This window comes from Scytonema hankhaensis NUACC26 (genome assembly GCF_045865695.1).
In the GTDB taxonomy this organism is placed as follows: Bacteria; Cyanobacteriota; Cyanobacteriia; order Cyanobacteriales; family Nostocaceae; genus Scytonema.
Genome location: NZ_BAACAP010000185.1, coordinates 13269 through 30993 on the forward strand (window position 1 = coordinate 13269; position 17725 = coordinate 30993).

Annotated in this window: 18 protein-coding genes; 9 read left to right on the forward strand and 9 right to left on the reverse strand. The window is 40.8% G+C overall.

Going from position 1 to position 17725, the window contains the following annotated elements; genetic code table 11:
* Positions 1-48: 48 nt before the first annotated feature.
* Positions 49-240 (reverse strand): hypothetical protein, encoded by a 192-nt coding sequence (locus ACKTT2_RS18245; RefSeq protein WP_407889434.1) that lies wholly within the window; start codon positions 238-240, stop codon positions 49-51.
* 243 nt (positions 241-483) lie between these two features.
* Here ACKTT2_RS18245 and ACKTT2_RS18250 point away from each other — a divergent pair, with 243 nt between their 5' ends.
* A complete protein-coding gene (locus tag ACKTT2_RS18250; protein WP_407889436.1) occupies positions 484-888 on the forward strand; it encodes a hypothetical protein in 405 nt (134 codons plus the stop codon).
* A 148-nt stretch (positions 889-1036) separates the two neighbouring features.
* Here the strand turns inward: ACKTT2_RS18250 and ACKTT2_RS18255 are convergent, their stop codons facing one another.
* Positions 1037-1885 carry an acyl-CoA desaturase gene (locus ACKTT2_RS18255; protein WP_407889438.1) on the reverse strand — a complete coding sequence of 283 codons (849 nt, stop codon included), beginning with the start codon at positions 1883-1885 and terminating at the stop codon, positions 1037-1039.
* A 139-nt stretch (positions 1886-2024) separates the two neighbouring features.
* On the opposite strand from ACKTT2_RS18255, the gene ACKTT2_RS18260 reads away from it, so the two are divergent.
* Positions 2025-3236 (forward strand): TetR family transcriptional regulator, encoded by a 1212-nt coding sequence (locus tag ACKTT2_RS18260; RefSeq protein ID WP_407889440.1) that lies wholly within the window; start codon positions 2025-2027, stop codon positions 3234-3236.
* A gap of 121 nt (positions 3237-3357) precedes the next feature.
* On the opposite strand, the gene ACKTT2_RS18265 is transcribed toward ACKTT2_RS18260, so the two are convergent.
* Entirely contained in the window at positions 3358-4365 is a 1008-nt protein-coding gene (locus tag ACKTT2_RS18265; protein WP_407889442.1) for a Gfo/Idh/MocA family protein, read from the reverse strand.
* A 491-nt stretch (positions 4366-4856) separates the two neighbouring features.
* Here ACKTT2_RS18265 and ACKTT2_RS18270 point away from each other — a divergent pair, with 491 nt between their 5' ends.
* The gene (locus ACKTT2_RS18270) at positions 4857-5156 is read left to right on the forward strand and encodes a ferredoxin (protein WP_407889444.1); all 300 of its coding nucleotides are present in this window, start codon (positions 4857-4859) and stop codon (positions 5154-5156) included.
* Positions 5157-5580: 424 nt separating this feature from the next.
* Here the strand turns inward: ACKTT2_RS18270 and ACKTT2_RS18275 are convergent, their stop codons facing one another.
* Positions 5581-7176 carry a SpoIID/LytB domain-containing protein gene (locus ACKTT2_RS18275; protein WP_407889446.1) on the reverse strand — a complete coding sequence of 532 codons (1596 nt, stop codon included), beginning with the start codon at positions 7174-7176 and terminating at the stop codon, positions 5581-5583.
* Positions 7177-7862: 686 nt separating this feature from the next.
* Here ACKTT2_RS18275 and ACKTT2_RS18280 point away from each other — a divergent pair.
* The 3 genes from ACKTT2_RS18280 (at position 7863) to ACKTT2_RS18290 (ending at position 9675) form a co-directional block, all read left to right on the forward strand.
* Positions 7863-8126 (forward strand): ParB N-terminal domain-containing protein, encoded by a 264-nt coding sequence (locus ACKTT2_RS18280; RefSeq protein WP_407889450.1) that lies wholly within the window; start codon positions 7863-7865, stop codon positions 8124-8126.
* Between the two features lie 125 nt (positions 8127-8251).
* On the forward strand, positions 8252-8956 hold the full coding sequence (gene grpE / locus ACKTT2_RS18285) for a nucleotide exchange factor GrpE (RefSeq protein ID WP_407889452.1): 705 nt from the start codon (positions 8252-8254) through the stop codon (positions 8954-8956).
* Positions 8957-9339: 383 nt separating this feature from the next.
* Positions 9340-9675 carry an STAS domain-containing protein gene (locus tag ACKTT2_RS18290; RefSeq protein WP_407889454.1) on the forward strand — a complete coding sequence of 112 codons (336 nt, stop codon included), beginning with the start codon at positions 9340-9342 and terminating at the stop codon, positions 9673-9675.
* On the opposite strand, the gene ACKTT2_RS18295 is transcribed toward ACKTT2_RS18290, so the two are convergent.
* The 5 genes from ACKTT2_RS18295 to ACKTT2_RS18315 form a co-directional block, all read right to left on the reverse strand.
* On the reverse strand, positions 9672-10817 hold the full coding sequence (locus ACKTT2_RS18295; protein ID WP_407889456.1) for a SpoIIE family protein phosphatase: 1146 nt from the start codon (positions 10815-10817) through the stop codon (positions 9672-9674). The genes ACKTT2_RS18290 and ACKTT2_RS18295 overlap by 4 nt on opposite strands.
* Positions 10818-10855: 38 nt before the next feature.
* The gene (locus ACKTT2_RS18300; RefSeq protein ID WP_407889458.1) at positions 10856-11623 is read right to left on the reverse strand and encodes a DUF1350 family protein; all 768 of its coding nucleotides are present in this window, start codon (positions 11621-11623) and stop codon (positions 10856-10858) included.
* Positions 11598-11807 (reverse strand): hypothetical protein, encoded by a 210-nt coding sequence (locus ACKTT2_RS18305; protein ID WP_407889460.1) that lies wholly within the window; start codon positions 11805-11807, stop codon positions 11598-11600. Before ACKTT2_RS18305 ends, ACKTT2_RS18300 begins: the two co-directional genes overlap by 26 nt.
* A gap of 197 nt (positions 11808-12004) precedes the next feature.
* Entirely contained in the window at positions 12005-12718 is a 714-nt protein-coding gene (locus tag ACKTT2_RS18310; RefSeq protein WP_407889462.1) for a rubrerythrin family protein, read from the reverse strand.
* 251 nt (positions 12719-12969) lie between these two features.
* Positions 12970-14745: an iron uptake porin gene (locus ACKTT2_RS18315; RefSeq protein WP_407889464.1), complete on the reverse strand. Its 1776-nt coding sequence runs from the start codon at positions 14743-14745 to the stop codon at positions 12970-12972.
* Between the two features lie 436 nt (positions 14746-15181).
* Between ACKTT2_RS18315 and ACKTT2_RS18320 the strand changes: the two genes are divergently transcribed.
* The 3 genes from ACKTT2_RS18320 (at position 15182) to ACKTT2_RS18330 (ending at position 17622) form a co-directional block, all read left to right on the forward strand.
* Positions 15182-15610, forward strand: a complete 429-nt coding sequence (locus tag ACKTT2_RS18320) for a MarR family winged helix-turn-helix transcriptional regulator (protein WP_407889466.1) — start codon at positions 15182-15184, stop codon at positions 15608-15610.
* 191 nt (positions 15611-15801) lie between these two features.
* Complete coding sequence (locus ACKTT2_RS18325; protein ID WP_407889468.1) at positions 15802-16416, forward strand: Crp/Fnr family transcriptional regulator; 615 nt, start codon at positions 15802-15804, stop codon at positions 16414-16416.
* A 294-nt stretch (positions 16417-16710) separates the two neighbouring features.
* On the forward strand, positions 16711-17622 hold the full coding sequence (locus ACKTT2_RS18330) for an AraC family transcriptional regulator (protein WP_407889470.1): 912 nt from the start codon (positions 16711-16713) through the stop codon (positions 17620-17622).
* Positions 17623-17725: the final 103 nt, after the last annotated feature.

A 17725-nucleotide genomic window follows, 5' to 3' on the forward strand; every position in this document is an offset into this window, starting at 1 on the left:
GAACTGTTTTTGCAGATGGTGTCCCACTCAGATATTTTCTGAGTAGCATTAGCTTGCTTGTTGACGTTTCAACTCTTGTATCAATACTTGGCAGCGCTTCATAGCAACTCTAGCCTGTTGTCGGTACTGTTTAGCTTGTTGTGGGTCACTTTCGTATACTTCGGTACCTTTACGTCTGAGTTCAACGGCTTGTTTACTGAGTTCTTTAGCGCGAGTTGTTAAATCTTCAACTGTTTTCATTTTTCCTCCAATTCTGACTCAATATTACTCGGATAGGAATTTTTGTGGTTTGGGATCGCTGTGGAGAAACTCAACAAATGCCTGTAAATGTTGGGTTTCGTTCCTCAACCCAACCTACGTACCTTCGGATTTTTACACAAAACATATGTAATATTTAAGACTAAAAAATTACATATTATTATTGGTATTGTCCAAAAATGATATATTTAACTAAATATGCTTATTTAAGAAGTACTGAAAATTATGTACTGGCAACGAAGTTTACTTGGGTTGGGATCGATCGCAGCCGTAGTAGCAGCCACCACTGCTCCTGTTTCAGCAAACTGGGTAGACATTAATGGTGGCAACACTTACGTAGTTCCTCAAACCCCTGCGGTTGGTAATTATATTTACGGTAGTCCTATTTCTACTCCTATACCTGTAAATCCCGCGACAGGGTTACCACCGAAACACAACAATAACTTGTACCCACAGGGTTATTACCCACACTCATACGGAGGATACAAAATTATTGATTCTACTATTGTTAACCCCGTTTTAGTCAATCCTCAAATCAGAAACTCAACGGTGATTAATCCGGTGATTGTTAACGATCGCCCATCGTATTCACCCTATTACAGATGGCGATCGCCTTATCGTCGTTTTTAACCTTTTCTCTGCGCTCTGGTGCGCCCTCTGCGGTTTAAAAGTAATTTATTGAACCGCAGAGTCCGCAGAGTACGCAGAGGTAAGAAGTGAGACTATTGATCTGCTAAAGTTTTTATCCACCTTGACAGAGCTAACCCTACGTCAAGTGCTAAATTCCTGCTTTTGGTTTTGGAAATAGGTTGACTTTCGTAGCTAATCCCAAATTTTGCAGAATTTTTATTGACCACCAAGTCATATCTATTTCCCACCAATGCAATCCAGCTTTTGCTACATTTGGGTGAGCGTGATGATTGTTGTGCCAACCTTCTCCGTAGGTTAGTATTGCTGCCCACCAAAGATTTCGAGAATTGTCATCTAATTGGAAATTGCGGTAACCTCTGATGTGGGTTGCAGAATTAATGAGCCATGTGGTGTGCCAAAGCAAAACGGCTCTGAAAAAAACGCCGTAGATAATAAAACTCCAACCTCCCAAAGCATACAATAAGATACCAAGAGGAATTTGAAGCAGTAAGAAGTAACGATCTAACCAACGGTAATATGGATCGCGCTGTATTTCTGGGGCAAATCTTTTGTAATGTTCGGGGTCAAAAAACTCTGCTCGCGGATAGAGTATCCATAGCATATGGCTCCACCAAAAGCCACGTCGAGAAGAGTAAGGATCTTTGTCGTTGTTCTCTGTATGGGCGTGGTGTAATCGATGTCCAGCAATCCAAAAGGTCGGTCCTCCTTGCATGGCAAGAGCTCCTAATGTGGCGATCGCATATTCCAACCATTTTGGTACAGAAAAACTGCGGTGGCTCAAAAGTCGGTGATAGCCCAGGCAAATTCCAATACTGCCAAACAACCAGTGCAAAAATATCATTATTGCTAAAGCAGACCAAGAAAAATACCAGGGAGCCAGCATTGCTAAGGCATGAATCGAACCGAAAAATGCCACGTTAGTCCAGCTCAGAGCAGGTGACTGTTTCAGAGCAGCCACATCTGAGTTTATAGTCATGAATTATTCCTTATGATATGGGTACTGTAAAAACTAGGGGAGAGAGCTAAAGTAGGAAGAGAGGATGCAAGTGCCACTTACATCTCTTAGCTTAGCAAAGGAAAAATTTAAATGCAAGTGTTACTTGCATATTTCATTTATGAGTGGTCAAATCATTTCAACCCGACAGCGACTCATTGACGCCGCGAGATTCTTGTTTGCAACTCAAGGAATCACAGAAACGACAACAAAAGCAGTTGCAGAATTAGCTGAAGTCAACGAAGTCACACTATTTCGGCATTTTGGTAACAAATACGGGTTGCTTTTAGCAGTTATTTCTGAATCCCCGGTGTTTCAACAGCTAGGTGAATCGTTAAAAATACAAGTCAGCCAAACAACCAGTGTTTATCAAGCTTTAAGAGATTATTGTGAAGATAGGTTACAAACTCTGGACAAAGTGCCACAATTAGTGCGTTCTGTAGTTGGTGAGGCAGGGCATTATTCAGTTGAAAACCGTCAGGCGATTGGAAAAGGTTTAACCCAAGCCAATCACTATGTTGCTGAATACTTAGCCACAGTGATGGAACGAGAAAAGTTACACACTCATTTACCCCCTAACAAACTAGCCAGCTTACTTAATAGTATGTTATTGGGGTATGCCGTAGTTGAATTTACAAGTGAATCTCACCAACTGTGGCATAATAGAGATGAATTTTTAGAAACTTTAGTAACGCTGTTTTTAAACCAAATTACAAATTCTACTAGTTTAATCAATTATGGCTCTGCATCAACAGAGAAAATTATAGATTTACCGACTCATTTAGTTCATACTATTTTGCAAAAAGCCAAAAAATCCGGGCTTCGAGATTATGCTCTTATGTACGTTTTATTTGGGGCTGGTTTATCTCCACTAGAAATTGCCAACTTAGAGCGATCGCACCAAATAGTAGATGTCAAGCAACACTGTTTACAAATAACTCAAGGCTCTATTCGACAAGTACCAATTAATCAATGGATATTAGGTAAGCGATATGGTTCTTACAGGCGCAATCCGTTAACTTTATGGCTAAAGAGTCGTAAAGATGATGAATTAGCATTGTTTCTTAGCGATTGGAGTTTACCAATCTCAGAAACCGAAATATATCAGCGTTGGGAAATTTTAACCGCAGGATTATTGACGCCCGAAGGACAACAACCAGTTATTGAGCAAGCTCAACAAACATGGTGTGTGGATATGTTGATGAAGGGAATGAATTTGGAAGATATGAGTTTAATTACAGGTTGGAACTTGACGAAACTACAACCTTATGCGCGTCGAGCTAGAGAAAAAGCTGCTCTCAAACAAGCTATGGTTTTGGATCGCAAATCTTAGGGATTGGCGCTTGGCGATTGGTGATTGGGGACTAGAAATGCTCGCCAATATCCAATGGTGGGCATTGCCCACCCTACTTTACTACTTGATTGGTCACTGGTCACTGGTCACTGGTCACTGGTCACTGGTCACTGTTAACAAGAACTGTTACCCCCTCTTCAGTGGAACGCCTTGCTGCATCTGCAATTTTGAGAGTGTATAAACTTTCTTCTGACGTGAGATACAAGGGAGTGCCATTAAATAAACGATCTAAAACCATTGTTGTATCTTTAGCAAACAAACCCCGTCGAGTTCCAACCTCTATAGGTTTTCTTTCCCCTGCTTGTACTAGAATGCCCGTATCATCATCAAACAAAAGCCCTCCATTTTCGCCATGAACTTCAAACTTGCGTTCCGGTTGCCATAGAGTTTCACCCTTACCATAAATAACGTGACCTAACAATCCATTAGTAAAGCAAAGCTGAGCTTCACAAAAACAACTTTGATAATAATCTGTTTCTACTGTCCAAAAGCGGTTGTGGCAATTCACTGATAAGACTTCACCAAATAAATCTATAAGACGGTGCAATCGGGACAAAGCACCGATCAATGGAAAACCAAAAAGCTCGTGATTGTACGTCCATTTCCGAGGGGCGGGATGTTCGGGTTTGATGGTGTTGTAACGGACAAAAAATGCCTGCCCAATTTTTGGTAAGTGTTGCTTTACAGCTCGATGTACCCCTCCCAACATCTCAATATGTTCTACGTGTAAAAGTCTGTTTTGGATTTTTGAGAGCGCGATTAATTCTTCAGCTTCTGCCACATCAAAAGATAGTGGATATTCTACTACCACATGTTTGCCATTCTTTAACGCTTCTCGTGCAACTGCACTATGGTCTCGGTTAATACTACAAACGACAACCAAGTCTACATCTTCTCGTTGCACGAGATGCTGCCAAGAATCGACTGTTTCTACTTGATAGTTTCTGGCAAAGTCTTCTGTCTTTTCTAGTGTGTTGCCAGCTACGGCAACTAAATGAGAACGCTCATCTTGTAAAAATGCCTCGGCTCTAAGCTTCGCCGCCGCTCCTGTACCAACTAAACCCACGCGCACAGGACGTTCCTGTAAAAATACTGAGTTACTATACATTGGATTCACCAATTTGTCTACCTATCGTACTTATTTCTACATTCTTTACCAAAGTACGTTTTTTCACTCCTAGTTTCTTCTAAAAATTATAACTTTTAGCTCTACCTATATATTGCAAACTTTCCAGACATCCTCTCAGTATAATGAAGGAAATAAGTGACTCGTAGTCGTAAATTTTTTCCCGATAAAGCAATTGTATAATGGAATGCGATCGCTAATCTGAAATTTACTTGTATTTGAATTTTTTTTAGCTGTTATAAAATTTTCTAATTATCTAGCAAGTTGCTGCTCTTTCATATAAGTAAAACTAATCTTGATTGAGTAACTAAATTTCATTACTAATCGGGCTTAAATTCCAGTTGCATCCTCTTGGTTTTCTCGTAGTATCAAAAGTGAAGTAAATTTGAAACGGCGGCAGATCTGTAAAGGTAAGCCGTTCTATTTGCTTTAGGATAACTTATACTGCCTTTGACAAAAGAGAGGATTACCAAATGCCTACCTACAAAGTTACACTTGTCAATGAAGGTGAAGGTGTAAACAAGACTATTGATGTAGCAGATGATGAGTACATTCTCGACGCTGCTGAAGAGCAAGGTCTTGAACTACCTTACTCCTGTCGTGCTGGTGCTTGCTCCACTTGTGCAGGTAAACTAGTTTCTGGTACTGTTGACCAGTCTGACCAATCATTCTTAGATGATGACCAGATTGAAGCAGGATATGTACTGACCTGCGTTGCTTACCCAACTTCTGATGTCACCATCGAAACTCATAAAGAAGAAGAACTTTACTAGAGGTCGCTCCTCTTCATACCACTTTGGATGAGTGGATTTTAGATGAGTGTCGTAAAGACAGCATAAGAAAAAAGCAGCACAGACAAAAATCTTTTGTCTATGCTGTGTCTGTTCTATACACCTACTTTAGCAATCGGTCTAAATTTACATCACGTAGCAGGAACGCAGCGCTAACTGTATTCCTGCTTCTTTCATTTATATATTTAGTGTGACACATTGGGATTGGGGATTGGGGAACTCGGGGCCCCCTCTGGGGATAAGGGGCAATGGGGATTGGCGATTGGGTATTTTAGATTTTGGATTAGGTTACTTCCTTCTTGTCTCCCCGGTCACTGGTCACTGGTCACTGGTGAGTCCAGCCCTGTAGAAAGGTCTCCTTTCGTAGGGGACTGGCGAACCCGAAGGGTCACTGGTCACTGTCTCATTACCCCCTTTGCTCCATCGCATTGCTAAAAACTTCCATTTTGGTTCCTGGGTAATAGAATTGGAGGATTTTTGGGCTTGACCAACCGAGGCGGGCTAAATTTTGAGCACCTGTTTGGCTTAAGCCTACTCCGTGTCCTAAGCCACCACCAATAAAAGCGTATCCCCATACATCGGGTTGTCCTTTATTGAGAGGTTTTAGATAGAAAAATGTACTGACAGGCGCTGCAAAAGCACTTCGTACTTCGTCTTTATGGAGTGTGAAAGCACCTATATTTGTATCGACTTCTAATTTGAGAATGCGTCCACTCTTGCTTCTTTCTACAACTTGCATCTCTTTTATAGTTTTAAATTTTGCATAGGGGCTTTTCTTAACTTTCAAAAACTTTTGCAAGTCTTTAGCAATATCTTCTAGTTTAGTTTCCTTTTGCCATCTGAATAAATCTCTCTGACTCTCGTTAAATCCTTGCTTGAGATTGATAAATTGTTGAAAATTCTTTTCATCAGCTAAACTTTTTCCAGATAAATTCCATAGATTGTCTTTAGGCGCATCTACCACGGGTTGTAAGTAAGGACGGTCATCACCATTCCAAACATCACTAAAAGATGCTGTTACGCCACCAGTTGTGGAAGAATAGAGAGCATCGACTAGCTGGTTGTTATAGGTAAGTACCATACCTCTTGTTGCTGCGATCGCTCGATCTGTATTTGCTGTGACTCCATTCAAGCCATAATAAACTTGACAGTGAGTATCCGCGCACAATTGGTAGTTATCTATAGCAAATCTATGTACATTTCTCAAAGCATAAGTCCGTGCGATCGTTGCTTGCGCTTCTAACGCTGCTGTTGGTGAAGAAGCACCTATTTCGTAGGGGACAACTCCACGCAAATAAGTTTCTAAAGGCACTTCGTTAACCAGAGTATAACTTCCGTATGCATTAGACTGAACTTCCATCCTCCCAGCGTACAGTCTTGCATTCTCCGGTTTTTGACTTTCATTAACTCGAATTAAATTCTGGTCGCTACTAATCTGTATATTCTTCTGAGTGTAGCTTTTGCCGTTTGCTTGCCAGCTTAAAAGCGGCTCTTGTCGCAAAATTTGGGTATCGACAAATGCCGTCTTATGACCGTCAGCTAGTATACTTTGTACGAGCAAGCGTCTGAGTAAAGGCGTGTTGTATACAGAACGTTTTGCCCAAACTTGCCAGCGATCCGGTTGAGCAATCTCTACTTCTATGCCCCGTTCTCGCCATTTTTTAGCACTATCTTCAGCCGTCTCATAAGTACGGTAAACTCCTAATACTGCTCTTTCCTGTACTGCTGCTTGCGCTAAAGGTTGCATTTTGACCTCTAGCTTTATCGGTTTGTTGGTTACAAAGATTTGCTGTCTGTTACCATCCTGAAATTTTAGCTTCAGACTATCGCCTTTGGTAGGTTCGAGTAGCAGCTTTTCTGTAAGTTCATCTCCAAATCGCTGCACTATGCCAATCCTGAGTTCTACATCCTTTGTTTTGCCCCCAGGTCCGGATGCACCTGTAAGACCTAGCAAACAAAATAAAGGGAGTACGGTATAAGAAATACGCCAGATAATTTTCATGAATTTTAGTATGGCCGCCAGATCTGTCTAAAGGTAGTTGTTTTTTAAGTACGAACAATAATTTGTTGCTGGACAGCTTATGTCGTTGAAATTTGGGAAGTTTTATTTTTTCAGTTATTGCCCGATTTTTTAGGTAGAGGTTTGTTAAAGAACTTGCTATAAAGTTCGACAACACATAAGGGCGATAAGCGACACTTAACGGCTATACTGCCGTATCGCACGGCAACTATTTAGCTAAAAAAAGGTTATTACCACCTCGGTATTGCGGTTGCCATATTTATCACCTCCTTTGCAGATCTTACAACAAGGTGCAAGATTATTCCGGATAAACAAAGAATACACTTCATTAGTACAAAATAATGGCGGTATCATTGATATTGTTACCCAAACGATTGGCTTATTTACTGCAATTATTATAAGAATAAATACTTAATTCGATCGCCACACATTTCGTAGAGTAAAGATCGATAGCTCAGCAGTTTCTACATGGAGACTGCTATTTCACCACCAGTGTTCCTCATATATCTTCTCAGCCCCACCATAAGTTTTCTTGAACAATGTCGTGTTTGTACCATAAATTTTTTGATGATACTACTACCAATCTCTCTCGCAGAATTTATTGCAAAGTAAACTCATAACGACTATGATTTAATTAAAGAGAAGAAAATTTACTAGCAAAACTTACTATGGTCAAAGTTCAAGAAATTCCTTTAAATCAAATACAGCGACCTTTACCTAGAAAGAACGATCCGGAGAAAGTCCTAGCTTTAATGGAATCAATCGCAGAGATTGGACAGCAAGAACCGATAGACGTTTTAGAAGTTGAGGGAAAATACTACGGCTTTTCTGGATGTCATCGTTACGAAGCGTGTCAGCGTTTGGGTAAAGAAACTATTATCGCCAGAGTCCGCAAAGCCCCAAAAAGCGTTCTCAAGATGCATTTGGCTTAGGAAAGTCATTTGTCATTCGTCATTCGTCATTTGTAAAAGAATAATAACCAATGACCAGTGACCAGTGACCAGTGACCAATTTTGGTTTAAGATTGAGTCATTGAGTAAATGTATAAATACTCAGGGTGAGTTCAATTCAAAATCCAAAATCCAAAATCCAAAATCCTAGTGATTTTACCCAAAAGTTGCAAGACTTAATGCAACGGGTAGAAATCTCTAGTTTTAAAGCTCTGAGTCGCGCTGCTGGTGTCTCAGAGCATCAAATTTTGCGCTTGCGACAGTTGGGAGTGGAGCAGATGCGGCTGGATGTGTTGCTCAAGTTATCGCAAGCGCTAAAAGTCTCTTTAAATGAACTTATTAAAAATTTTTCTCAAGTGGAGTTGGTGAAAGAAGCAGAGCTACAAAGTCAAGAATTATTACAACAGCTCGCGCATATAAGAAAAGAGTACGATCGCTTACAAGACCAATTTCAACAGCAACGGCAAGTTACGCTCCAAGAGTTCCAGCAGTCAAGTTTGCAACAGCTGGAATCTTTATTAGTGCAGTTTCCTACGGCTGCATACAAAGCTAAAGAAAATACTCAGTTAACAGCCGTGAAGATTTTGCCACTGATAGAAAAGCCTTTGGATAAGCTGTTACAGCAATGGGATGTGGAAGCGATCGCACCTGTGGGAGTAGAATTACCTTACGATCCGCAATTGCATCAGTTAATGGAGGGCAGCGTACAACCAGGTGAAATCGTCAAAGTTCGATACACAGGTTACCGTCAAGGTGATAAGCTGTTGTACAGAGCCAAGGTTAGCCCCGTAACAGTCACCAGTGAGCAGTGACCATTGACCAAAATTAGTATTTCTACTGAAGTTTTTTGAAAAAAATATGTAAAAATTTATAGTATTGAATACAATGTCTTTCTATCAGCTACCAAATGGTTAGGCAAAAACAAGATGGTTTTTTAGAATGTTTTTCCATACCAAAGGGCGATGTTTATTTTGCTCTTTTGGTTCCCTGTCGTCAAAAAAAAATCATTAGTATGGTGAAACAAGACTTTATTCGGATATGAATAAGAAATTGAAGCGTACAGTTCACGATTGATTTACATTCATTTGTTATATCTTATATTTTTTCTATGGCAGTCGTTTTTCAAATGAATTACTATTGAGATGTACTGCTTGACTCAAAATATCATTAGTATAATCACGAAATCCAAGGCATTATGGCAAATCCAGTTGTAAAAGTTATTCAACCCAATGGAATTTTAGACTCCACTCAGGGGCAAGAGTTTAGACAAATGATTAGCGAGGTTTTAGAACAAGATAATGGCACGAGAATCGTATTGTTCAATTTCAAAAATGTAACATTTATGGATAGTTCGGGTTTGGGCGCTTTGGTGTTAGCCTTTAAAGCACTACGTGCGGCAGATAAAAAGTTAATTATCTGTGCCATAAACGAGCAAGTTAGAATATTGTTTGAATTGACCGGTATGGATAAAGTATTTGAAATCTTCCCCAATGAAGAGGAATTTAATAAGACTGTTATGTCAAGACATTAATCAAACTGAATTTGAATTATAGATAAATCGTCATCGATAGCATCTTTGGAGTTTAAATTATTGATGTAATTGAGTATAGAATCAAGATTATTGTCAAAGCGGTGCTCTGAGTTGATAAGAACTTGAATAAAAGCATCTAAAGTCCAAACAGTGCCATCTGATTGAGCGAGCTCATAAGCCCCATCACTAAAGATGTAAAGGCAACTGGATTCTTCTATATGACAAATACCATCAACATACTTTACTTGAGGAAACATTCCGACTGGCATACCGGGTGTTCTCAATCTTTTTACTGTGTTGGTTTTTGAAGATGGTTTGGATATCAGAACAGCCGGTGGATGACCAGCACTAGCATAAGTTAACTGTCGTTTAACTCGGTTGTAAACTCCATACCAAATAGTAAAATACTTGTCATTTTGATAATTCATTTGAAATGTGTCATTTAATGCCCTCAATACATCGCTAGGCTGATAATAATTGAGTCCTTTTAAAGCATGGGATCTCAGTAAGTTGAGTACGGAAATTGAGGGAAGAGCTGCTCTTAATCCATGTCCGGCAGTATCTAATAAATAAATCGCCAGATAATCAGGGTCTAACCAATAATAATCGAGACAATCACCTCCGAGTTGTCGCGAGGGAATGAATCGGAAATTAATTTTTAAGGGGTGCGTCATTGGTAGCGGCAGAAGAGATTTAACATATTCTGCCGCTTCTGATAACTCTGACTCCAGAATTTGCTTTTGAATTTGTAAATCCCGGCTAGCTTGATGCAAGCGCAATCCTGCTCTAACTCGCGCTTGTAATTCATTTTGTTCGATAGGTTTTGTGATAAAGTCGTCAGCCCCTGCATCTAAGCCCTTAACGCGGTCAGCCACTGAATCTAAAGATGTTAGTAGGATAAAAAAGGTGGTGGATAATTTGGGATTTGCCTTAACTTGTTTACAAACCTCGATTCCGTTTAAACCGGGCATTATCCAATCACAAATAATAAGTGCAGGACAGCAAGAAACTGCCTTGGCAATTCCTTCCTCTCCATCGTTGGCTACCATCACCCTGTAACCCTGTCTTTCTAGCATTCTTTTCAGAAGTATTTGTACGGCAGGGTCATCATCAACTACTAAAATTTCAAATACATTAGTCATTAGTCATCGGTCATTAGTCACTGGTCACTGGTTACTGTTTATGGAGGTGATAGGGGATTTAGCCACAATAGGACAGTACGTTGCAACTCCTGAAGGTCACGGTATACTTCTTGCCGGAACCACTGTCCCAAGGCATCAAAAGGCGAAAACGATTCTCCGGTTTGCCATTTAATATCTTGCCCCAAAGGGGTTGTATGAGTTCCTAAGAGTGTTTGTACTGTCACCATATCGGAAAAGCGCTGTTTTAAGAGTTCGGTTAAAGCAGCTGATTGGTCGAGGGTGTCGTTGCTAAATTTTATTAGCAGGTTTCGACGGATTACATATCGCTCTTGTACGAGTTGGTTCGTTTCTAGAGGCGAAGGAGTAAACTCAACAGCAGCAGCTAGGTTAAACTGTTCGACTAGGGGAATGGCATCTCTTGCGGCATAGTTGTTATAGGATATCAAGATATTACCAGCACGTTCTACAGGAAAGAGGCTGCCAATTAGCAAGTGGAGCTTACACCCCATGCTATGTCCGATCCCATAAATGGGAAGGTAGCGCTTGCGAATCGCTGACGAATCTTGTAAGCGTTCTAAGGCGCGTTCAAAATTTAGCAGTACGGACTTTGCGATCGCATAATGATCTAAAGTATTAACGAACGGCGTAGCAATAACAGCATAGCCTTTAGTTGCCAGTTGTTCTAGTAACCAGCGATAGGTAATTTGAGGTGCTGTCGCGACAAATGCACCTCCGAGAAAATGAACGATACCAATGGGATTTCGTGGAATGAGAACCCAGTTACCAGATATTTCTTTCCAGTCCATGTACTGAAGCTCGGCAGTAGAAATTTAGAAGTTCGTACTTCTTCATGGTATAGAGGATTTCCGAGAAACAAATCATCCATCTTCTGGGATGAACTGTGGGATGAGCTGTGGGATGAGCTGTGGCATGGGCTGTGGGATGAGCTGTGGCATGGGCTGTGGCATGGGCGTCCTCGCCTGTCCTCATAATTTAGTAGCGGGCAAGATGCCCGCACCACAGTTTGTCTTCATAATTAATGGCGGGCAAGATGCCCGCACCACAGTTTGTCCTCATAATTAATGGCGGGCAAGATGCCCGCACCACAGTTTGTCTTCATAATTAATGGCGGGCAAGATGCCCGCACTACAATTGGGGATAATTGATGTATCGCTGCTCCCTAAAGCTTAAGCTGCAACAGCTTCTTCATAAGGAACAAAAGTTTTCTTTGTAGCGCCACAAATTGGACAGTACCAATCATCAGCGATCGCCTCAAAGGGTGTCCCAGGTGCAATTCCGGAATCAGGATCGCCAACTACAGGGTCATAAATCATTGAACATTGACGACAAATCCATTTCTGGGTAGCCGGATCGCCACTCTTTGCTTTCTGTACGGGTGCAACTCCATCTAAAGATTGTAATGCTTCTGCATATTGACGAGCATGATGGTGTTCGATGGGTGTCAGTAATCCAAAGTTGTGTGCTGCTTTACGGAATATTTGAGCGTGTTCGCGAGACTCCACTTGCTGCGCTTCAAATTCTACTACAGCTTTCTCATCCCGATCTGCACGTGCTACTTCGGTAAAGCCGGGATACATAATTGTGTATTCGTAAGTTTCACCTTCAATTGCTAGTTCCAAACAACGGGTGGCGATCGCTTTCTTTTCCTCTTGGCTTAAGGAAGCAATATCGTTCACTACCAACTCTGGATGCATTAGCCTGAAGTGAGCAAAAGCGTGTTCTGTCTCTTGATTGGCAGTTTCTCTAAACAGTTTTGACAATTCCGTCATTCCTAAGTGACGGGTAACTTCTGCAAAGAACAGATACTTGCGATTCGCCATTGATTCTCCAGCAAAAGCGTCGGCTAAATTCTTTGCGGTGTTAGAGTTGGATAAGTCCATTGCATTTCTCCTCTTATCGTTAACTTACAAATTGCCTATGTCAGAGCAATTTAGATAACTCGTACTCATAATGAGTTCGTTTAAATATATTGTACTCATAACGAGTATGAATAAGCAAGTGCATAGGACAAAATAAAAAACCCCCTCATTTTGCATAGGGGGGCTACCAAATTGTGGTTATGACCAGAAGGTCTGACTATACATAGGAGCAAGTTGGTTGTGTTTATGCACTTGCAAGCCAAATCGTATCTTCAAAAAGAAAGAACTGTTCGCAATGTTCCCGTGACGATCGTACCGTTGGACTCTTGGTTAGAGGGATTGGTAATCACTTGAATCAAAGGTGTAACTTGGATGTTGTAACTTATAGGAAAGTTATAAAATGCTTCAAAGTTGGTTTGAGTGGAATCACCAATCTCATTAGCAATGAAGGGTTGTCCTGCAGCGATACCAGCTAAAGCACCTCTAGTAAACAAGTCTGGAAAAGCAACTCCTGCCATCCAATAGTTGGGTTTGATGTCGCCAACGGCGGTGTTGTCGTAGTTTCCATAGCCATAACGACCGAATATAGCGAATTTTGATGAAAGTGTTAACTCGAAATTAGCTCCAAATACGTCGTAGCGGTTATCCAAGACTTTACCACCACTATACTGAAGGCGTAAAGCAAATTGTCTTGAAGGAGCGTATTCTAGTTCAACTGTACCTTGATATGTGTCACCAAATATGCCTGCTTCACCAAAGTTCCGATTGGGATTTACGGGATACAGTAGGGGAATAAATGTTGCAGTTCCTCTGAGAACATCACCAGCATTTTGTATACTCAAATCACCTGGTTGGGTTGCTCCTGCTGCTGCATACAAAGCCCTTACTGAGAATGCTCCTCCACCGGGTTTCCAATCAATTGCTGCACCTGATGATGGACCGCTAACAGGGAAAAGAAGATAATTGTTTGTGAATGCTTGAGTGCTAAAGTCGCGGAAACTCAGGTAAGCATAGCTGTTGCGGTCAACATAGTCAGTTGTGCGAATATCAGGTCCAATAGAAACTCTCAAGTCTTTGAATGCTTGAAAAGTGTAAACTACCCGTGAAATCTCAATGTCAGCGTTAGTAGGTGGTTCAACAGAATAGTCTAAAACGCTACCAAAAGTTGGCTCTAAAAATCCTGCAGCATCATCAATGCCTCTAACTAGACCGCTACCCGTGTTGATAGTTGTACCGCTACCTGCGTCCATACGAATGAGTAACGAGTCATTACCAAAGAAACTTGTATTGAGATCTATACTGGCTCGATATAATATTGTGGGATTTGGATTGTCAGTAGCCAAGACTTGACCTGTAGGATCGATTATTCGTTCTCCATTAAATCCACCCGCGTTCGCTCCTATGATGATTTGACCGAGTAGTTTTGTAGTTGTGGAGAATTGATTTGCTTCTAGTTCCGCCGTCTTTGCTTCCAAAGCATCGACTCGTCCTCGCAATGTTGCTAATTCTGAGGCAAACTCTTGTTGTAGTCTTTGCAAAGTTGCTAAGTCTTCGCGAGAAACTAAATCTGCTGTACTTGCTGCAAGCAACTCGTCAATCCTTGTTAAAGCAGCATTCAAACCAGCAGCAAATTCATAACGTGTTATAGCACGGTTTCCCCGGAATGTTCCATCAGGGTAGCCTGCAATGACTCCATAACGTTCAACTAAAGATTGGAGCGCTTGAAAAGCCCAATCGGTTGGTTGTACGTCTCTTAGTTGGCTTACAGAGTTCACGCGATCGCCCAGATTGGGAGCACCAGATGGTCGGGGTTCTCCCTGTTGGGGTAGTTGGCTGAGAACTGGCTCTATCTGAGCGATAGGTTTTGCTATCGGTTCAGAAGTGTTGCGAACTGGTTCGGATTCAGAAATATTTTGGGTTTGAGTTGTCTGGGCTAGTCCGGCATTGTGGGAAAGTACTAAGTACGAGCAAGCGATCGCGCCTGTCAAAGTTTTACAAATATTTTTCATATTATGAACGGTTTGATAGTCATTAGCAGTCTGTGTCATTAATTGTGAGGAGCTGCTAGATCCCCGACAACTTCTGCGGATACTGTTGGCGAATGATAGGTCAGACCGCCCACCTCGTCCCACCTCGTTCCCAGGCTCAGCCTGGGAACGAGAGACGATCGAGTCAGGGGTGTCACCCTCGATTGACCAGTTGTATCCTTGAAAAAGTTGGGGATCTCAAAACTTACCAAAGAAAACAATTACAAGAAAAATTACCGCTTAAGGTTATGCCATGTAAAGCTTTTTTTTGACAAATGCTTAAATAAACAGACTTTTTACGACTTTTTCGGTCTTTTTATGACTGTTTTCTTATAATAAAAATACCGTTCGCAATGTATCGAAAACATTTTTGTACGGTTTTCAACACTAACCGTAACTTGCAATTGAGAGGCAAAAAATTTAAAGTTTACTTAGCTGGCTAAATATCCTCTTTGCTATGGCTGAAAAACCAATGCAGGACACTATTGGCTACTTAATGGTACAAGTTTTTAAAGCTCACCGCAATGAAGCTTGTAAAGTTTTGGGTGACATGGGGTTGCATGCAGGGCAAGAAATTTTACTAATGCATTTGTGGGAGAACGATGGGTTAATTCAATCTGACTTGGCTTTTAAGATGCAGGTGGAAGCCCCAACGCTCACAAAAATGCTGAACCGTATGGAAAAGGTTGGTTTATTGCAACGACGCAAGGATGAAGAAGATGCACGAATTTGCCGAATTTACCTAACTGATGCGGGGCGAGCGCTCCAAAAACCAATTTCTCATGCTTGGAATCTTCTAGAAAAGCGCATTTTGGCTAATTTAACCCTAGAAGAGCAATTGTTGTTACGACGTTTGCTTTTGCAGGTTCGCAACAACTTGAGTTAAAAGTTATACAATTTTGGATTTTAGATTTTGGATTGAGAAAGCTCTGTTTTAGCCATAATTCAGACTACAAGCGGTCACATTCTTTTTTCAACTTAGTATTATTTTTTGAGATTTTATTTAGTTGGCTAAGTATTCTGTAAATCGTCCTTCGACTTGAAAAATCCCAAACAGCAAATTCTTGAGGAGCTTGTATGGATCTATTGACATTAAATAGTTTGCCAGAAGAATTACGTAATGCTGTAGTGCATCATGACTTATCAACAGGGGAAACTCTATTTCAACAAGGAGACCCAGCATCGTCTTTTTTTATTGTAGAAACGGGACGTATCAAACTCGTTCGCTATACAAACGACGATAAAGTCGTAACTTTCCAAGTTGCGGAACAAGGCAATAGTTTGGGTGAAATTGCGCTATTTTCTGAAACTTACCCCTGTAGCGCAGTCGCTGAAGTGCCTTCGCGAGTTATCAGATATCCTAAAGAGCCGTTACTATCAGCAATACGTGCCAATCCTGAGTTAGCAGAAGATTTCATGGCAATGCTCGTACAGAAGATCCAAGATTTGAAATTACGCATCGAACTGCGAGATATTCGAGCTGCTCACGAACGATTGTTACGATATCTACGTTATCTAGCACAGTCCAACTCCGAAAGCGTTGTCAATGTTGACCGCCCTCTTAAAGAAATTGCAGCCGATTTAGGGCTGACACCCGAAACTCTATCACGAGCATTAGCTCGCTTGGAACGGGAAGGTAAAATCGCACGTACCCGCCTGCAAATTACACTACAGCGATCGTCAGCAGCTTGATTTAAATCATTGCAATTTTTGTACAAAACCCTTTATTATGCCCAATGCAACAAGATTTATTTGTACAAATAAATCAAACGGAAGCATTTCTAGCTTCTCATCCGAAATTTATAACAAAATTTGTTTGTACAAATGAATCAAACGGAAGCATCCTTAGTTTCCGGACGTTCAATTGGGTTATGGAGCTGACTACATACTTCATACTCCAGACTTTATAGTTTAGTTGGCTTCTTCTACCACATAGTTGTCCTCCACTTCTCCTACCCTCCAACGATAGTTTTAACTAGCTTAACCATGAGCAACAGCCAGCAATTAAAACAGGAAAAGCCTTTGCTTGTTGACTTTAATCAGGAAAGAGCCACAGAGAAAATCTTTTCTAACCCGCCTTCAATCGCCAGTTATTATTCAGGATGGGATGGGATATATTTTGAGCACCATCATCAACCTAGTAACGATACATTTGAGCATTGTCTGACAATGCATACTATTAGTGTTGCCTTAGATAACATCTCATCAGAAAGATGGTTTGATGGAAAGAGACAAAGTGAGAAACAAACAACAGGAACCATCGCTATTATTCCAGTTGATATACTTCACCGTTGTTCCTGGGAAGAAGAAATTCAATTTATGTTTGTGTCAGTTGACCCCCTACTTCTAAAAAGATTGGGTTTGGAAGTCTCTGCATCAGATGATATTGAATTGATTCCTCACTTTGCCACACAGCAAGATCCACTTATTCTCGGTATACTTTTATCTCTTAAAGATGAACTAGAGTTAAAAACGAGTGGAGATAGTTTGTATGTCGAACAACTAAGAACAATGTTAGTGGTTCATCTTCTCAAAAAATATTGTGTCAAAAAAACTCAAATAGTCAAATATTCGGATGGATTGCCAAAGTATAAGTTACGTCAAGTTATCGAGCACATCCACAGCCATCTAAATTCAGACATCAAATTAGCTGAGTTAGCAGGATTAGCCGGTATTAGTCAGTACTACTTTTGTCAACTCTTCAAAAATTCTTTAGGTATCACTCCTTATCAATATGTACTTCAGCAAAGAGTGGAACAAGCAAAGCATTTGTTACGAAGCGGGAAAATGGCAATTTGTGATATCGCTCTAACGTGCGGTTTTGCTAATCAAAGTCATTTGACTAAGCATTTTCGTAAAATAACAGGGATGACACCTAAAGATTATCAGAAACAGTAGGATTTGTTAGTTGTTAGTTGTTAGTTGTTAGTTGTTAGTAGGGTGGGCATTGCCCACCATTCAAGATAAGTTACGGTCTATCAAGATCGTATATTGATTTTAG

Bases quoted from the DNA above. Each gene is read 5' to 3' on its own strand.
- ACKTT2_RS18245 (WP_407889434.1), bottom strand. From the start codon at position 240: ATGAAAACAGTTGAAGATTTAACAACTCGCGCTAAAGAACTCAGTAAA.
- ACKTT2_RS18250 (WP_407889436.1), top strand. From the start codon at position 484: ATGTACTGGCAACGAAGTTTACTTGGGTTGGGATCGATCGCAGCCGTA.
- ACKTT2_RS18255 (WP_407889438.1), bottom strand. From the start codon at position 1,885: ATGACTATAAACTCAGATGTGGCTGCTCTGAAACAGTCACCTGCTCTG.
- ACKTT2_RS18260 (WP_407889440.1), top strand. From the start codon at position 2,025: ATGAGTGGTCAAATCATTTCAACCCGACAGCGACTCATTGACGCCGCG.
- ACKTT2_RS18265 (WP_407889442.1), bottom strand. From the start codon at position 4,365: ATGTATAGTAACTCAGTATTTTTACAGGAACGTCCTGTGCGCGTGGGT.
- ACKTT2_RS18270 (WP_407889444.1), top strand. From the start codon at position 4,857: ATGCCTACCTACAAAGTTACACTTGTCAATGAAGGTGAAGGTGTAAAC.
- ACKTT2_RS18275 (WP_407889446.1), bottom strand. From the start codon at position 7,176: ATGAAAATTATCTGGCGTATTTCTTATACCGTACTCCCTTTATTTTGT.
- ACKTT2_RS18280 (WP_407889450.1), top strand. From the start codon at position 7,863: ATGGTCAAAGTTCAAGAAATTCCTTTAAATCAAATACAGCGACCTTTA.
- ACKTT2_RS18290 (WP_407889454.1), top strand. From the start codon at position 9,340: ATGGCAAATCCAGTTGTAAAAGTTATTCAACCCAATGGAATTTTAGAC.
- ACKTT2_RS18295 (WP_407889456.1), bottom strand. From the start codon at position 10,817: ATGACTAATGTATTTGAAATTTTAGTAGTTGATGATGACCCTGCCGTA.
- ACKTT2_RS18300 (WP_407889458.1), bottom strand. From the start codon at position 11,623: ATGGACTGGAAAGAAATATCTGGTAACTGGGTTCTCATTCCACGAAAT.
- ACKTT2_RS18305 (WP_407889460.1), bottom strand. From the start codon at position 11,807: ATGAGGACAGGCGAGGACGCCCATGCCACAGCCCATGCCACAGCTCAT.
- ACKTT2_RS18310 (WP_407889462.1), bottom strand. From the start codon at position 12,718: ATGGACTTATCCAACTCTAACACCGCAAAGAATTTAGCCGACGCTTTT.
- ACKTT2_RS18315 (WP_407889464.1), bottom strand. From the start codon at position 14,745: ATGACACAGACTGCTAATGACTATCAAACCGTTCATAATATGAAAAAT.
- ACKTT2_RS18320 (WP_407889466.1), top strand. From the start codon at position 15,182: ATGGCTGAAAAACCAATGCAGGACACTATTGGCTACTTAATGGTACAA.
- ACKTT2_RS18325 (WP_407889468.1), top strand. From the start codon at position 15,802: ATGGATCTATTGACATTAAATAGTTTGCCAGAAGAATTACGTAATGCT.
- ACKTT2_RS18330 (WP_407889470.1), top strand. From the start codon at position 16,711: ATGAGCAACAGCCAGCAATTAAAACAGGAAAAGCCTTTGCTTGTTGAC.